This window comes from Aeromonas sp. FDAARGOS 1407, assembly GCF_019048725.1.
GTDB lineage: Bacteria > Pseudomonadota > Gammaproteobacteria > Enterobacterales > Aeromonadaceae > Aeromonas > Aeromonas enteropelogenes.
Window position 1 is genome coordinate 2,526,558 of record NZ_CP077399.1, and the last position, 15,862, is coordinate 2,542,419.

Genomic DNA, 15,862 nt, shown 5'->3' on the forward strand with positions numbered 1-15,862 from the left:
ACAGAAATGGTTTGGATTATAACAGCCAGTCGTTACAGAACGTGAACAGAAGCGGTGTTGGTGGTGCCGCTCGGTACCAGAGCACCGGAGACCATCACAACCACGTCACCTTTCAGACCCATGCCGATTTCCAGCGCGGCTTCTTTACCGATGCGATAGAAATCGTCGGTAGAGGCGATGCTGTCAACCACGTGAGCAACCACACCCTTGGTCAGCACCAGCTGGGCAGCAGTTTTCTTGTTGGTGGTGATCGCCAGGATCCAGGCTTTCGGGAAGTACTTGCGAATGGCCTTGGCAGACTTGCCGCCTTCGGTAGCAACCACGATCAGCGGGGCGTCCAGCTTCTCGGAGGTCTCTACGGCGCCTTTACATACGGCTTCGGTGATGCGCAGCTTGTTGCTGTCGTTGGCAGCAGACAGGTTGGACGGCATCACGGCATCGGTACGCTCGCAGATGGTGGCCATGATGGTCACGGCTTCCAGCGGGTACTTACCCTTGGCGGATTCACCGGACAGCATCACTGCGTCGGTACCGTCCAGGATGGCGTTGGCCACGTCACCAGCTTCGGCGCGGGTCGGACGCGGGTTCTTGATCATGGAGTCCAGCATCTGGGTGGCAGTGATAACCACTTTGCGGGCTTTGTTGCACTTGGCGATGATCATCTTCTGGGCGAAGATAACTTCTTCAACCGGGATCTCTACACCCATGTCGCCACGAGCAACCATGATGCCGTCGGAAACAGCCAGGATCTCGTCGAAGTTGTCCAGACCTTCCTGGTTTTCGATCTTGGAGATGATCTGGATGTTCTCGCCACCGTGGGCTTTCAGGTGCTCACGGATTTCCAGAACGTCTTCTTTCTTACGGATGAAAGAAGCAGCAACGAAATCAACGCCTTGCTCGCAACCGAAGATCAGGTCGCGCTTGTCTTTCTCGGCCAGGGCCGGCAGCTTGATGGAGACGCCCGGCAGGTTAACGCCTTTGTTCTCGCCCAGGTCACCGTTGTTCAGCACTTTACAGATAACTTCGCGCCCGGTGATTTCGATGACGTCCAGACCGATCAGGCCGTCATCAACCAGGATGCGGTTGCCGACGCGCAGATCGTTGGCGAAACCTGCATAGGTCACCGCCACTTTGTCTTTGTTGCCAACCACGGTCTGGTCGGTGGTGAAGGTGAAAGTCTGGCCAGCGACCAGCGCGACGTCGTTGCCGCCTTCCAGCTTCATGGTACGGATTTCCGGACCCTTGGTGTCCAGCAGGATAGCTGCGTGCTTGCCGGTCTCGGCCATTACAGCGCGCAGGTTGCTGATGCGGCTGCCGTGCTCGGCGTAGTCACCGTGGGAGAAGTTCAGGCGCATGACGTTCATGCCGGCGTCCAGCATTTTGGCCAGCATTTCTTTGGATTCGGTCTTCGGACCGATGGTGCAGACAATTTTGGTCTTTTTCATTTTTGAGTTCCTAGTTTTATTTAATTTCTACAAGCACCATCAGTTGACCGACAAACATAACAATCAGCCTTTAAGCCAGAGACTGTCGGATACTCGGCTTCGACTGCTGCGATCACCTCGGCCACTTTCTCCGGGCGCAGCAGGGCGACCACGCAGCCGCCGAAGCCGCCGCCGGTCATCCGCACGCCGCCATCTGTGCCGATCCTGGCCTTGATGATCTCCACCAGACCGTCGATGGCGGGCACTGTGATCTCGAAGTCATCGCGCATGGCGGCGTGCGACTCGGCCATCAGCTCGCCGAGGCGGGTCAGATCGTGGCTCGCCAGCGCATCGGCGGCCGCCAGGGTGCGGGCGTTTTCACCGACGATGTGGCGGGCACGGCGATAGCAGGCCTCATCCAGCCCGGCTTTGCCCGCTTCCAGTCCGGCCAGATCGAGGTCGCGCAGCGCCTTGACCCCGTAGTGACGGGCGGCCTCTTCGCACTGCTGGCGACGGGTGTTGTATTCGCTGTCCACCAGACCGCGGCGCACATTGGAGTTGACGATCAGCACCGCCAGATCCGCCGGCATGGGGATGAGGCGAGTCTCCAGCGAGCGGCAGTCGAGCAGCAGGGAATGATCGGTTTTGCCGCTGGCGGAGATCATCTGATCCATGATGCCGCAGTTGCAGCCGACGAACTTGTTCTCCGCCTGCTGGCCATTGAGGGCGATCTCGGCCTGACTGATGTCGAGCCCCAGCGCCTCTTTGAAGGCCTGACCGATCGCCACTTCCAGCGAGGCGGAGGAGGAGAGTCCCGCCCCCTGCGGCACGTTGCCGGAGACCACCAGATCGAGGCCGCGCAGGGTATAGCCGCGCTCCTGCAGATATTTCACCACGCCGCGGATGTAGTCGCTCCAGCGCTGGCTGGGGTGGTGCTCGATGGGCTGGTCGAGGTCGAACTGGTCGCGCTGATTGTCGTAGTCGGCGGCGATCACCTGTACTTGCCGGTCATCGCGCAGGCCGATGGCAACGCAGGTCTCGTAGTCGATGGCGCAGGGCAGCACGAAGCCGTCGTTGTAGTCGGTATGTTCACCGATGAGGTTGACGCGGCCGGGGGCGCGCACCAGCAGATCGGGCGCTTTGGCAAATTGCTCGGCAAAAACGGTGCTGACACGTTGGTTGGGGGTCATAGGGCCTCCTCATTGGTGTGGCTGGTCTGGGTGTAGTGAATGGGGCTCAGAGCGCGCAGCCGCTCGGCAGCCTGCTCGGGGGTAAGGTCGCGCTGGGTTTCGGCCAGCATCTCGAAGCCGACCATGAATTTGCGCACGGTGGCGGAACGCAGCAGTGGCGGATAGAAGTGGGCATGCAGTTGCCACGCCTCGGGGCAATCCGATTTGGGCGGTGCAAAGTGCCAGCCCATGGAGTAGGGGAAGCTGCACTCGAACAGATTATCGTAGCGGCTGGTGAGCTCCTTGAGCGCCACTGCCAGATCCTGTTGCTGGGCCTTGGTCAGGTTGAGCATGGAGGGGACGTGCGCCTTGGGCAGCAGCAGGGTTTCGAACGGCCAGGCGGCCCAGAAGGGAACCACGGCGAGCCAGTGCTCGGTCTCCACCACGATGCGCGAGCGATCCGCCAACTCCCGCTCCACATACTCCAGCAGCATGGGGCGGCCATGCTCGGCCAGCCAGTCACGCTGGTGCTGCTCTTCGCGGGCGATCTCGTTGGGCAGGAAGTCGCTGCCCCAGATCTGGCCGTGGGGGTGAGGGTTGGAGCAGCCCATGACGGCCCCTTTGTTTTCAAAGACCTGCACCCACTGCCACTGGGCCGACAGCTCGGCGACCTGATCCATCCAGGTGGTGATCACCCCCTCGATGGCGGGCAGCGGCAGCTCGGGCAGGGTCTTGCCGTGGTCCGGCGAGAAGCAGATGACCCGGCTGGTGCCGCGGGCGGCTTCCAGCTTCAGCAGGGGATCGCTGGCGCTATCGGCGGCCGGGGTATCCTGCATCAGGGCGGCGAAGTCGTTGGTAAAGACAAAAGTGCTCTTGTAGTCGGGGTTGATGTCGCCAGTGACCCGGGTGTTGCCCGCGCAGAGGAAGCAGTCGGGATCGTGGGCTTGCTTGGGGGCCTGACTCACCTTCTCCACCTGTCCCTGCCAGGGGCGTTTGGCCCGGTGGGGGGAGACCAGCACATACTGGCCGGTCAGCGGGTTGAAGCGGCGATGGGGATGATCGACGGGGTTGAACATCATCTCTCCTGAATAATGTATTGAAAAATAAAGTCGTTTATTACCGGGGAGCAGGCAGACCTACTCTTCGTAACCGTTCGGATTGGCGGATTGCCAGCGCCAGCTGTCGGCGCACATAGCGTCTATGTCCCGGGTCGCCTGCCAGCCCAGCTCACGCTGCGCCTTGGCCGGATCGGCCCAGCAGGCGGAGATATCGCCCGGGCGGCGCGGTTCGATGCGAAATGGCAGCGGCTTGCCACAGGCGGCAGAGAAAGCGGTGACCAGCTGCAACACACTCTGGCCCTGGCCGGTGCCCAGGTTGTAGGTGTGTACACCACCCTTGCCGGCGCAGTGTTGCAGTGCCTTGACGTGCCCCTCGGCGAGATCCATCACGTGGATGTAGTCGCGCACGCCGGTGCCGTCCGGCGTGGGGTAATCGTTTCCAAAGACCGACAGGCAGTCGCGACGGCCGATGGCCACCTGGGTGATATAGGGCATCAGATTGTTGGGGATCCCTTGCGGGTCTTCACCCATAGTGCCCGAGTCGTGGGCGCCGACCGGATTGAAGTAGCGCAGCAGGGTCATGCTCCAGTGGGGCTCGGCCAGCTGCAGATCTTCGAGGATCTCCTCGATGAGCAGCTTGGATCGCCCGTAGGGGTTGGTGGCGCAGCGAGGGAAATCCTCGCGGATCGGCAGGCTAGCGGGATCGCCGTAGACGGTGGCCGAGGAGCTGAACACCAGATTGTGCACATTGGCCCGCTTCATCGCCTGCAGCAGGGTGAGGGTGCCGCCGAGGTTGTTTTCGTAGTAATCCAGTGGAATGCGGGTCGATTCACCGACCGCTTTGAGGGCGGCAAAGTGGATCACTGCATCGATCTGTTGCTCGGCGAAGATCCGCTCCAGCAGGGCGGCATCGCGAATATCCCCTTGATAGAACTGGGGTTGCTGGCCGCTGATGGCGGCGACTCGGGCCAGCACGCTGCGCTTGCTGTTGCCGAGGTTGTCGACCACCACGGGATTCATGCCTGCCGCTTGCAGGGCCAGACAGGTGTGGCTGCCGATATATCCGCAACCGCCGGTGACTAGAACATTCATCTTGCTCTCCATATAAAAACATTGGTAACAGTCTAAACGAGAGGCCTCGACGTAAACTGTGAGCTCATCTACAAATCAGTGTAAGCGGTTACACTAATTTAGTGTGAGACTACATTGCAAGATCATTTTTCTCTATTTTTTTCAATTACTTTCAAGGGTATAATAGTGTTTAACTATAATGTGAAAATGAGTGAAAACAGTATGAGTACCATCAAGGACGTCGCTCGGTTAGCCAATGTATCGGTGGCAACGGTCTCACGAGTGATGAACAATTCGCCAAAAGCCAGCGCAGCGTCCCGGGTCGCAGTGCAGAGAGCAATAACTGAGCTTGGTTACACTCCTAATGCAAATGCCAGGGCCCTAGCTAACCAGTGTTGTGATACCTTTGGTGTTGTTGTTGGGGACGTGGCGGATCCCTTCTTTGGGGCATTGGTGAAAGGTGTAGGCACTGTTACTACGGAGCAGGGGCTGCATTTGTTGATGGGAAATGGACGACATACAGCAGACGCTGAACGGGAAGCAATAGAGTTGTTGATTGCTCGCCGTTGTGAAGGGCTTGTTGTACATAGCAAGGCATTATCTGATGACGAATTGCTGCAATATGCTGAGCGCATTCCTGGTTTGGTATTGATTAATCGTTACATTCCAGCTCTTCAGGTGCGTTGTATCGCATTGAATAACCAGCAAGGAACCACGTTAGCCACTCGGCATGTATTGGCGCAGGGACATGTCAAAATTGCTTATCTGGGTTCAAATCGACCTATCGAGGATGCAGAGTCACGCTTGAATGGTTATCGGGATGCATTGATATGCGCAGGGATTGCGCCAAGTGATGAGTTGATTGAATTTGCCCAACCAAATGAAGAAGGGGGGGAGCAGGCGACGCTGAACCTACTCGCCAAAGGAGCAAAGCTTACAGCTATAGTAACCTACAATGATGCTATGGCGGCAGGCGCCCTCTCTGTACTGGCTGATAATGGAGTCAAAGTTCCGGAAGAAGTGTCCGTGATAGGCTTTGATGACATTATCTATGCTCGATATTTGCGTCCTAAACTAACGACTATGCGTTACCCTATTGAGTTGATGGCAGCTCAGGCCACAAGGTTATCACTTGCCTTGATTCGTGGGGAGTCTTCACCCGAGCACTCTCGTATATATACACCACTTCTAATAAATCGTCAGTCAGTCGCTCGTCCTATGTCGGAATGACAACTTGTTAGTTTTCCCCGCGGCATAAGTCAATCATTTTGTGTGCTAATAACTAGGGAAGGTGCGAACAAGTCCCTGATATGAGATCATGTTTGTCATCTGGAGCCATGGAACAGGGTTCATCATGAGTCATCAACTTACCTTCGCCGACAGTGAATTCAGCAGTAAGCGCCGTCAGACCAGAAAAGAGATTTTCTTGTCCCGTATGGAGCAGATTCTGCCATGGCAAAACATGGTGGGGTAATCCCCCCGAAAAACCAGGGTGCTCATAAGTAGAATTTTCCCGTACCTTGAACGCAGGAGGTTCTACATGAAAACATCACGCTTTAGCGATACCCAGATCATCGCCATCCTCAAACAAGCTGAGGCTGGAGCTCCCGTCCCGGAGCTCTGCCGCGAGCATGGCATCAGCACGACCACCTTCTACAAGTGGCGTTCCAAATTCGGGGGGATGGATGCCTCCCTCATGGCTCGACTCAAGGAGCTGGAGGACGAAAACCGCCGCCTCAAGAAGATGTACGCCGAGGAGCGCCTCAAGGCAGAGATCATCACCGAGGCCATGGCAAAAAAGTGGTAACGCCATCTGCCCGCCGGGAGATGGCGACCAAAGCCGTGACTCACTACGCCATATCCATCCGTCTGGCTTGCCGGATCTTCAAGGTCAGTGAAAGCTGCTATCGCTATCAGCCCGTGCTGGTCGATGAAAACCAGGAAATTGCCGATTGGCTGCTACGTATCACGGCCAGCCAGCGCAACTGGGGCTTCGGGTTATGCTTTTTGTACCTGCGCAACGTCCAAGGCTTTGGCTGGAATCACAAACGGGTATACCGGATCTATCGGGCGCTGGAGCTCAATCTGCGGATAAAACCCAGGAAACGGTTGGTTCGGGCTAAGCCAGAGCCGTTGGCGGTTCCCGACCAGCCTAATCAGTGCTGGTCGATGGACTTTATGCATGACCAGCTCAGCGATGGCCGCTCGGTGCGGCTGTTTAATGTGATCGATGACTTCAATCGTGAAGCGCTGTGCATCGAGGTGGATTTCTCCTTACCCGCCTCACGAGTCAAACGGGCGCTGGAGCAGGTGATCACGTGGCGAGGTAAGCCCGCCATTATCCGATGTGACAATGGCCCGGAATACATCAGCGAAGAGCTCAAGCGATGGGCGAAACAGGAGGGGATAACCCTGGGCTATATCCAGCCAGGAAATCCGCAGCAGAATGCCTACATCGAACGGTTTAACCGCACGGTGCGCTACGACTGGCTGGGCCATTACCTGTTTGAGTCACTGAATGAACTACAGGAGTTTGCCACGAACTGGCTGTGGGTTTATAACCATGAGCGGCCCAATATGGCGCTGGGTGGCTACACGCCGAAACAGCGTCTGGCACAGGCCGCATGACCTCTACTTTTGAATGCCCCTAAAAATGGGGGGATTACCGCCCCTTGAAGATCCAGACACTTCGCCCCTCTTAACTTAAGAGGTAGTCTTGAAACTATTTTCAGTACTATTCGCAACGAGAAGATGGTCGAAGTGTTAACAGAGGCTGAGCGGCGTCGACGCCGGACTCCACAGGAAAAGATCACCATTGTGCAGCAGACCTGTGAGCCCGGTATGACCGTCTCTCATGTCGCTCGCTTGCTCGACGTCAACGCCAACCAGCTTTTCGAATGACGTAAGCAATTCCAGGAATGGTCGCTCACGGCGGTCTCCGTCGGTGAGGATGTTGTTCCAGCCTCCGAGTTGGCTGCTGCCATCAAGCAGATCCGAGAGCTCCAGCGTCTGCTCGGGAAGAAGACCATGGAGCTCGAGATCCTCAAAGAAGCCGTGGAGTATGGTCGAGTAAAAAAATGGATTGCGCATGCGCCATTGTTGCCGGGGGGCGACGATTAAGGGTTGTGAGCCAGGCCCTTAATGTATCGCGTGCGCAGCTATCCGTTCGTGTTCATCGAAAACCGGGTTGGCGAGATGGTCGTCATCATCGCCAGTACGATGATGTTGCTTTAGCTGGCCGGATCATGGAGGCGATAGCAGAGCTTCCCTCCCATGGCTATTGCCGAGTCTGGGCGCTGTTACGGCGTCAGTCAGAGGCAACACGACAGCCTGTGGTAAACGCCAAGCGTGTATATCGTGTCATGCGCGATCATGGCCTGCTGCTGGAAAGAAAACCGGCTGCACCATTGACCCTGCGGGCACATAAGGGGCATGTTGCCGTCAAAGAGAGCAAGCGACGTTGGTGCTCAGATGGCTTCGAGTTTCGCTGCGATAACGTAATGGTGAAAAACTACGAGTCACGCTCGTCATGGACTGCTGTGACAGGGAAACCTTGGACTGGGCTACCAGTGCCGGGGGTTACGACAATGACACTGTGCAAGATGTTATGCTGAGTTCTGTCGAACGTCGCTTCGGGGATTCGTTGCCGGCATTACCGGTAGAGTGGCTGGTGGCCGATAATGGCTCGGCGTATCCAGCCCAGAACGACAGCGGTGAGAAGCCCACAGAGCAACGGTATAGCGGAGAGCTTCGTGAAGACGATGAAGCGAGACTATATCGAGATGATGCCAAGATCGGATAGTCGAACAGCAGTAGGCAATTTAGCTATCGCGTTTGAGCATTATAACGAGCACCACCCGCACAGCGCCTTGGGATACCGTTCACCCCGGGAATTTTTGCGCAGCCGGATATCACAACCCTAAGTGGGAAAAAGTGTCTGGATCTATGGGGTCAAATCCACTTAGGAACAGTTTTTTATAGCAAGCGTGACAAAGTATCGAGTTAACAACCAGAGTTAGAAAGTGGCACCGATTGCATGGGCGATCATGACGTGATGGCTAGACAGGTCAGACCGTGGCTAGCAAAACCGACGGACACAGGGCACACATTAGTGCGTTAAGCTGATAGAGGAGGCTGTCAGCGAATTTCATCAGGTTCAGGTATAGAGACTGTTGCCTCGGTGAAATCCGGATCTATGGCTGAAATTTCAACCTAACTTACCATCATCGATTGAAGGCTTGGCAAACTGGGGCGAACATCCCATTAACAACGCAGTGTTAATGCAAAGAAAAAAAGCCGCACATGAAGTGCGGCTTTTTGATTGCCCAGGAAGGCAATATGGCAATCCGTTGCCACAAAGCAACATTATCATTTTTTAGGTGTGGCCGGGTAAAAATAAAATAAATAAATCTGGATTCGATATGATCCTTAGTTTTAATTAATTTATTAATCAGCCAGTATCTGTTAAGTATGTGAAATCTTCTCTTCTTCAGAGATAGGTGATTGTGATGATACTGATCAATGGGGGATAACAGTAGCTAACCAATTAACTTGCGAGAGGATATCTGTGGATGATGGAGCGACAGTATGCCGCGTAAAAAAGGGGTGAGAGTTAATACCAGAGAGGGCGACTCAAGATTACAGGCCGCTATTGATGCGTGGCGACCAGATAGACCCAGACAATTGCTTGTTATGCATGGCGAGCCGTAGAGGGTCCTAAGGGGCGCGATACTTTAGCAGAGCAATATATTGCGTTGCTGGATGAAGCGATGCGCAAATTGGTAACATCATCCAATACGCCCCAACAACGAGGTTTGCCATCACAGCTATGCCACTTGCGCTCATACTGGTGATGGATGGCCTCAATTGAAAGAGCAGTAATTAACGAGAATGGGAGAGACTTATATTGCTACAGTGAAATAGTGGAGGCTAACATTGCTCATTATTTCTTGGCTTTAATGATAGGTGGCTTAATAGTGGGGGGTAGTATGAATAACTCTGCGATTACCTTGAGGTTACTCCGCATGCTATCAATGGCATAAAAAAAGGTCGCGTAAGCAACGCGACCTGAAAGAGCACATCAAAAGTACCACAGGGTACTCCCATACCAGACAATGATATGTTGGAACTTGTTGGATAAAAAGCTCCGTATACATGATAGTTAATTCTTAATTTAAAACCATATTGAGCACCATCTTTAAGGGAAATTTAATTTTATTATTAGTTTATCGCTTTGTGAAAGAGGGATAATTATGTGATGTTATTATCACACGGTACGACATTATCATGCGATTCATTTGTCATTTTGCCTCTCCTTTCGAACTTGAGCAGGTTTTATTGGCGCGTGGCTGGTATTTGGATTGTAATTATGCGCTTAGAAAGCATGATGCGAGTATATCCATCTATGGATGGTCAAAAAAGGATAATAAATGGGTAGTGCTATTCGATACAGATTGTCAAGGTATTGTCGACTGCTTATACTCATGGCGAATTGATAATGTGATCGCATTGTAGTATTGGAAGAGGCTATGATTTTTCTATTTTGATTTTTAGTAAATATGAAGTTCGTTAGTTTACTCCTTGATTCATTTAATGGGTGTTTATCTCCTATGTGACTGACTGTGTTGTAAATCGCTCTGAAATTTTCCGCATATCACGTGCAACGTGTGAACAGATCTGCATGTAATGCCATGTAATCATAATTATCAGTGGTTGCTATGTAATATACTGATATATAGATTGTTTTTTGATTTCATTTTTTTCTCATCCGGCATTCACCTTTCACTTTTAAACCTTGGGCAAAATCATCTCAAAGAACTGTTTATGTTATACGTATACATAGGTGTTCCATTGAGAAAAGTCAGAGATTGTTTTATTGCAATTATTTCCATCGTGACGGTATTGATTCAGCGAAACATTCATAGGTATCGAGATGAACTATATTCAATTGATATATCTATAAAGGAGTTGATGACTGTTAGAGGGGATCTTTCGAGGATAGGGTTACTACTTAAAGACCACAATAATGGTGCGTGCGATGTGAATAATAAAATTTATATACACACACTTGAACGACTCCATCAGTCAATCGATGATTGTTTGATTAGAATGCATCTGACAAAAGAAAATATAATAAAAGATGAATATATTGCGGTTAAAACAATCAGAAAGCTAGATGTTGAAGTAAAACGTGGTATTTATTAAAACAAGAGGGCTTAGAGTTTTAGAGGTCACTCTTATTGAAGCCTCACTCCTTCAACCTCATGTAATGATCTTGTCTCATACCTTTTATTTCACCACACGATACGGTAGGTATGCCTTAATATTTAGTAAGGTATAAATTTACGATAAACATACTAAACAGTGTAAGCCAAAATAAAATCCATAACTTAACAAACGTCCACTCATTCCTTCAATATCTTTTGTATTGTCAACAGCACTCAGCATCAATCATTTCTCTAACCTAATTAATTTTAGGCTGTGATGATGCCGAACATTCCTTAAATGTTCTCTAAAATAATTATGATGGGGTCTTAATCCTGGTTAAGTAAGGCATGCTTGGTATCAGAAAAATGATTTTGTATATCTTTGTCAAGATATGTTTTTTGGTTAAACATATAACACCATATACTAACCTTAATCTACGAACGACAGACGCCACTCCTAACTAATTATGTCATTTCAACTCTAACTAATAATTGTTACGTGTCTGTTATACAGGGACGATGTTGACTTAACATTTTCCATTGAATGGCTTTTTAATCATCAATTATAATCATTTTTGATATGTGATAAAACTATGATTTTAATCTTAAGGTATTGATCTTAAAGAACTTTTTTAATTATTAATTTATTATTTTACTATCATTACATTAGGTTAAAAAAAATAGATTATAGCTGTATATCTGACGACCATCGAGCTAGTAGGAGTAATTAGATGTACAGTAAAATGATAAATAAAAGTATGTGCGTCTCGTTTGATCTTCAAACGGGAATTGTAGAGTATAAAGTGTCTAATGGGAACCTGATGTGTTCACGTTTAGGAAAGAAAGACAAAGATGTTTTGAACTTTCTTATTCGTAATGTTGGTCGATTAATATCTAAAGATGAAATTTTAGAAAATGTCTGGTCAAACAGAATTGTGTGCGATAACACGGTCGCCGTTTCATTATCTAATATTCGTAAATTCTTGAAAAAAGCAGATGAAGATTGTTCCTGTCTAACTAATGTCTCTGGTTCTGGTTATATATTCAATCCAGCTAAATCAGGGTTTAGATTAGAGAAGGAAAAACACGTGGATGATATTTATGTTTAAAATAGATTTAATCTATATTAAGCATGAGTCAAGCGTTAACTCTTATTTAAGGTGGTGGCTGATATGAGCTTTAATGATGACTTCTATTTGGATGGCGAAGCTTATGATTGGATTAGTAGCTACTCAAAACTATATACACAAGAGATGTATTGTAAAGATCCCAGAACTCGTATTGCCGCTCTCTATTTTAGACCACACAATGTTGATGCCTCACATTTTTATCGTTCATGTGACTTAACTATGCTGGAAAGAATTACCCACGTACAGTTGTCTTTAATCGATGATTGTTGTATAGCTTATCACAAATCAGGGAGACGACCCAGTCAGATTTTTTTTAAAGTCGAACCAAGAATAATACCTTTTGTGATCGAGTATTTGCTAGCGAGCATAAAAAAATTGAGAGACAAGAGAATAGAATTGGTGCTCGACATGAACTTTCAAGAGAATGAATTTTCCAAAAGGAAATTGGACTCAAGATTATATAAAGAGTTATATAAGATTGTGGATAGTGGATATCATTTGAGCGTGGGTGGGTTTGATTGGAAACAAAATGTTCCGGAAAATATCGATATTATAAATGATCTCTTCGATTACGTACGATTGGGTCCACCACCAGCCAATATTGCTGAGGTAAATCATTTTGTAGACACTTGCTTTTATATTGTTGAAAGAAAGAAATCATCGCTTATTGTTGAGAGGTTGCAGAGTAAAACTGATCTTGAGACAGCGTGTAGGGTTCCTTACTACGCTTTAATGGGTGATTATATATACCCAACATTTTTAGCCAAAGATATTGATAGCTCTGACATAAAGGTGATGCTATGAATAATGTATCATGGAAAGTTATATCATTATCTATCAGTTCATTGGTTATTTGTAATTTAATATACCAGAATGTTTTCCATATATTATCAACAGACGGTCATCATCATTCAGAATACAGTATAATTTGGGCTCCAAATGCTTATATGGTATTCTTTTTATGGGCATTTTATTCCATTGTGCCAAAAATAGTGACTTTTTTAACTGCGTTTATGACAGTCATCGGATTTAATTTGGTTTTTTTCAGCTTCGAAAATTATCCAGTTGGTATGGGAAGCTATTATGTATCACTATTAATGTATGCATTGAATAATGGAATGTTTATCTTTGGTTTCTATTTTTTGCTTAAACTATTTGATATGACCTCAATTTACACTAAGTATGGTGCGGTTATATCATACATATTACTACATATTGGTGGTGCGTTATGTACATCAATTGCAAGTCTATCGGCATTAGTGTTTCCTAGTTCCTCCCTATCTTTAATTTATCAATTTTTCGCTGCAAATATGATGGCATTTACTTTCTTTACATCATATTTATTTTTGTCTGATATGTTTATCCCAAACGACAAAAGAATAAAGATGATGAACTTCAGTCTTTTAGTGTTTTTATCATCAGGGGTATTCTACATTGTTAATGTTTATTTTCATGATCTTTCTAAGGAAAACTTTGCACTTGTTATGATGGCATCATTTATATGTCTTTTTATTCAAAGCCATATTTATTTTAAAATAGTTATTGTATCAATGGTTTCCGCATTGTTTGCAGCCGTTAATGTTGCTTTGGATTTATCATTTTACGAATTTATTTTGTTTTATAGTATATGCATCAGCACTAGTATCATTTTAATTATGCGTAGACAAGAGGCCGATTATGTTGATAGCTTGAAGGTATCAGTTCTAAAATTAGAACAGAGTCGTTTGATAGACCCATTGACAATGGTATTGAATAGGGAGGGTTTTATTCGAGCACTTAAACGCAAGATCGACAGCAATGTAGAGTGTTTAGTTGCATATGCTGACCTTGACAAATTTAAAGAAATAAATGATATGATGGGACATACTTGTGGCGATTTGGTATTGCAAATTGTCGCTTCACGGATTAAGTCGGTTCTTTCTGATATGCCCGATGTGGCAAGATTAGGTGGTGATGAATTTGCATTTATTATTACAGGTGATAAGTTATCAACCATTGAAAAATGCCAAACTGTAATGGATAAAGTCAGAAAACCAATGCGTATTAGTGATAAGGAGTTTTCTATAGGAATGTCTATTGGTTTTTGCCTACATCCAAATCAAGAGAAAAAAATTGACCTTTTATTGGATAAGGCTGATGTTGCAATGTTTTTCGCAAAGCGCTCACATGCCAAGCATCCGGTATGCTATGAAAAAACTATGGATCATCGAAAAAGTCAAGAGGTATATAACCTACATCGCTCTTTTAGTATTGAGCAAATCCTAGCAGATTGTTATCCAGTTTATCAACCAATCTTTGACATCCATTCACATGAGGTTGTTTCCTTTGAATCATTGTTGAGGTACCCAAGTCTCAGTACCATGGATATTATAAATTGGGCTGAAGAATATGGATATATGAATGAAATCTTCGAATTTATGGTTAAGAATGCCGCTCAAGTTGTTATAGAAATTGGGTTACCTATTGCGGTAAACATTTCTCCTTCACAATTAATTTTTAATGGCGAGTATATAGAGCACTTACTTAGTGATATTATTGAAAGTGTTGGAGTTCCACCTTATTATTTGAATGTAGAGATAACAGAATCAGTTCCTATCTTAGATCAAGAGTCTTTTTTGCTAGTGATAAATAGAATAAAGTCTCTGGGGGTTAGGGTCTATCTGGATGACTTCGGCACAGGCTATGCCTTTTTCTCCACTTTAAGTACGGGTGTTTTTGATGCCATAAAAATTGATAAAAATATAGTTAATAAAGTTACTGACTATCCATCAATGAGACGACTATTATCCTCCATCATAAACTATGCCTCGGGGACTAATATGTTTCTTGTCGCTGAAGGGTGTGAAACAAAGGATGAATTAGAAATTTTACAATCAATAGGGGTTAGACTTGTGCAAGGCTTTTATTTTTCAAAGCCGCTATTAAAAGAATCAATTATAAGTATGTACTCAAAAACCAATAAGCTTGCGTATGAGTCATAGGTGATATCACTTAATATATGGTTAAGCACCGGAGTCATACCGGTGTCTTTTTATATAATAGTGTATATGGTTTTTAATGATCTAAAGCCATGGAAGTTTATTGAAATACTTTATATGTACAGATCTAGTTATCACCTGACACCGGCCTCAAACCGGTGTCTTGTTTACGCTACTTTAGTGCGCACTTCCTTCGGTATCAATTTCAGACCCTTCTTGAACATGTTGTAGGGGGTCTGACCCTCCATCATCCTGCCTTGATGTGGCCGCTGGGTGTTGTAGTGCTCCAGGTAGCTATCCAGGTCTGTCTGCATCTGCTCTACCGACTCATACCTGGTCGTCCTCCCCTTGATACGGAAGTGTTCATCAGCAGTGTGCGATGCAGTCGCTCGATAATGCCGTTGCTCTGCGGCCTGCGTACCTTGGTTGTCCGGTGCTCAATCCCCTCCAGTTGCAGGAACAGCTCGTAGGGATGATGGTCTGGGTGCCCACAGAACTCGCGTCCATTTTCCGACAGGATGGTATAGACCCGTGCCTCGTGGGCTTCGAAAAACGGCAGTACTGGACTGACCCCACGACGGTAGACATATTCTGTCCTCACGACGAGGCCTGTTCGAAGGCCTCCGGACTGACGCCACCAAGGTGGCTGTGGCGTCGGATCCTGTTATAGAACGCGTCAATGTAATCAAAGATATCAGCGCGGGCCAGATCACGGGTTTTGTAGATCCGTTTTCTGATGCGCTCTTTTTTCAGCGAACTGAAGAACGATTCGGCAACCGCATTATCCCAGCAGTTGCCACGTCGGCTCATACTTGGTGCCAGGGTA

The 15,862-nt window shown here is 47.9% G+C and carries 10 protein-coding genes and 4 pseudogenes; 8 read left to right on the plus strand and 6 right to left on the minus strand.

Annotation, left to right across the window (positions count from 1 at the left end; genetic code table 11):
- Positions 1–32: 32 nt before the first annotated feature.
- Genes pykF through galE form a run of 4 tightly spaced genes read right to left on the minus strand, consistent with a single transcriptional unit; the run spans position 33 to position 4,743 of the window.
- A complete protein-coding gene (pykF, locus tag I6L37_RS12185; protein WP_042649215.1) occupies positions 33–1,445 on the minus strand; it encodes a pyruvate kinase PykF in 1,413 nt (470 codons plus the stop codon).
- 20 nt (positions 1,446–1,465) lie between these two features.
- Positions 1,466–2,614 (minus strand): galactokinase, encoded by a 1,149-nt coding sequence (galK, locus tag I6L37_RS12190; RefSeq protein WP_021141162.1) that lies wholly within the window; start codon positions 2,612–2,614, stop codon positions 1,466–1,468.
- On the minus strand, positions 2,611–3,669 hold the full coding sequence (locus I6L37_RS12195; protein ID WP_021141161.1) for a UDP-glucose--hexose-1-phosphate uridylyltransferase: 1,059 nt from the start codon (positions 3,667–3,669) through the stop codon (positions 2,611–2,613). The genes galK and I6L37_RS12195 overlap by 4 nt, the downstream gene beginning before the upstream one ends.
- Positions 3,670–3,729: 60 nt before the next feature.
- Positions 3,730–4,743, minus strand: a complete 1,014-nt coding sequence (gene galE / locus I6L37_RS12200; protein WP_021141160.1) for a UDP-glucose 4-epimerase GalE — start codon at positions 4,741–4,743, stop codon at positions 3,730–3,732.
- Between the two features lie 201 nt (positions 4,744–4,944).
- Between galE and I6L37_RS12205 the strand changes: the two genes are divergently transcribed.
- From I6L37_RS12205 to I6L37_RS12240, 8 genes and pseudogenes are all read left to right on the plus strand, one after another.
- Positions 4,945–5,952, plus strand: coding sequence for a substrate-binding domain-containing protein (locus I6L37_RS12205; protein WP_082030023.1), 1,008 nt, complete (start codon positions 4,945–4,947; stop codon positions 5,950–5,952).
- Between the two features lie 124 nt (positions 5,953–6,076).
- Positions 6,077–6,190 (plus strand): annotated as a pseudogene (locus I6L37_RS12210) (IS5/IS1182 family transposase); the annotation flags it as partial.
- Between the two features lie 72 nt (positions 6,191–6,262).
- A protein-coding gene (locus I6L37_RS12215) for an IS3-like element ISKpn10 family transposase (RefSeq protein WP_099368947.1) occupies positions 6,263–7,350 on the plus strand; the annotation gives its coding sequence in 2 pieces (ribosomal slippage) (positions 6,263–6,515 and positions 6,515–7,350; 1,089 coding nt in all).
- 123 nt (positions 7,351–7,473) lie between these two features.
- Positions 7,474–8,645: pseudogene (locus tag I6L37_RS12220) on the plus strand (IS3 family transposase).
- Between the two features lie 1,900 nt (positions 8,646–10,545).
- On the plus strand, positions 10,546–10,926 hold the full coding sequence (locus tag I6L37_RS12225; RefSeq protein WP_216991959.1) for a hypothetical protein: 381 nt from the start codon (positions 10,546–10,548) through the stop codon (positions 10,924–10,926).
- A gap of 733 nt (positions 10,927–11,659) precedes the next feature.
- Complete coding sequence (locus tag I6L37_RS12230) at positions 11,660–12,037, plus strand: winged helix-turn-helix domain-containing protein (RefSeq protein WP_216991960.1); 378 nt, start codon at positions 11,660–11,662, stop codon at positions 12,035–12,037.
- A 63-nt stretch (positions 12,038–12,100) separates the two neighbouring features.
- Entirely contained in the window at positions 12,101–12,862 is a 762-nt protein-coding gene (locus I6L37_RS12235; protein WP_216991961.1) for a hypothetical protein, read from the plus strand.
- Positions 12,859–15,039, plus strand: a complete 2,181-nt coding sequence (locus I6L37_RS12240) for a bifunctional diguanylate cyclase/phosphodiesterase (RefSeq protein ID WP_216991962.1) — start codon at positions 12,859–12,861, stop codon at positions 15,037–15,039. The genes I6L37_RS12235 and I6L37_RS12240 overlap by 4 nt, the downstream gene beginning before the upstream one ends.
- 164 nt (positions 15,040–15,203) lie before the next feature.
- On the opposite strand, the pseudogene I6L37_RS12245 reads toward I6L37_RS12240, so the two are convergent.
- Together I6L37_RS12245 and I6L37_RS12250 are read right to left on the minus strand one after the other, a co-directional pair.
- Positions 15,204–15,598, minus strand: a pseudogene (locus tag I6L37_RS12245) (integrase core domain-containing protein); the annotation flags it as partial.
- A gap of 35 nt (positions 15,599–15,633) precedes the next feature.
- Positions 15,634–15,858 (minus strand): annotated as a pseudogene (locus I6L37_RS12250) (IS3 family transposase); the annotation flags it as partial.
- Positions 15,859–15,862: the final 4 nt, after the last annotated feature.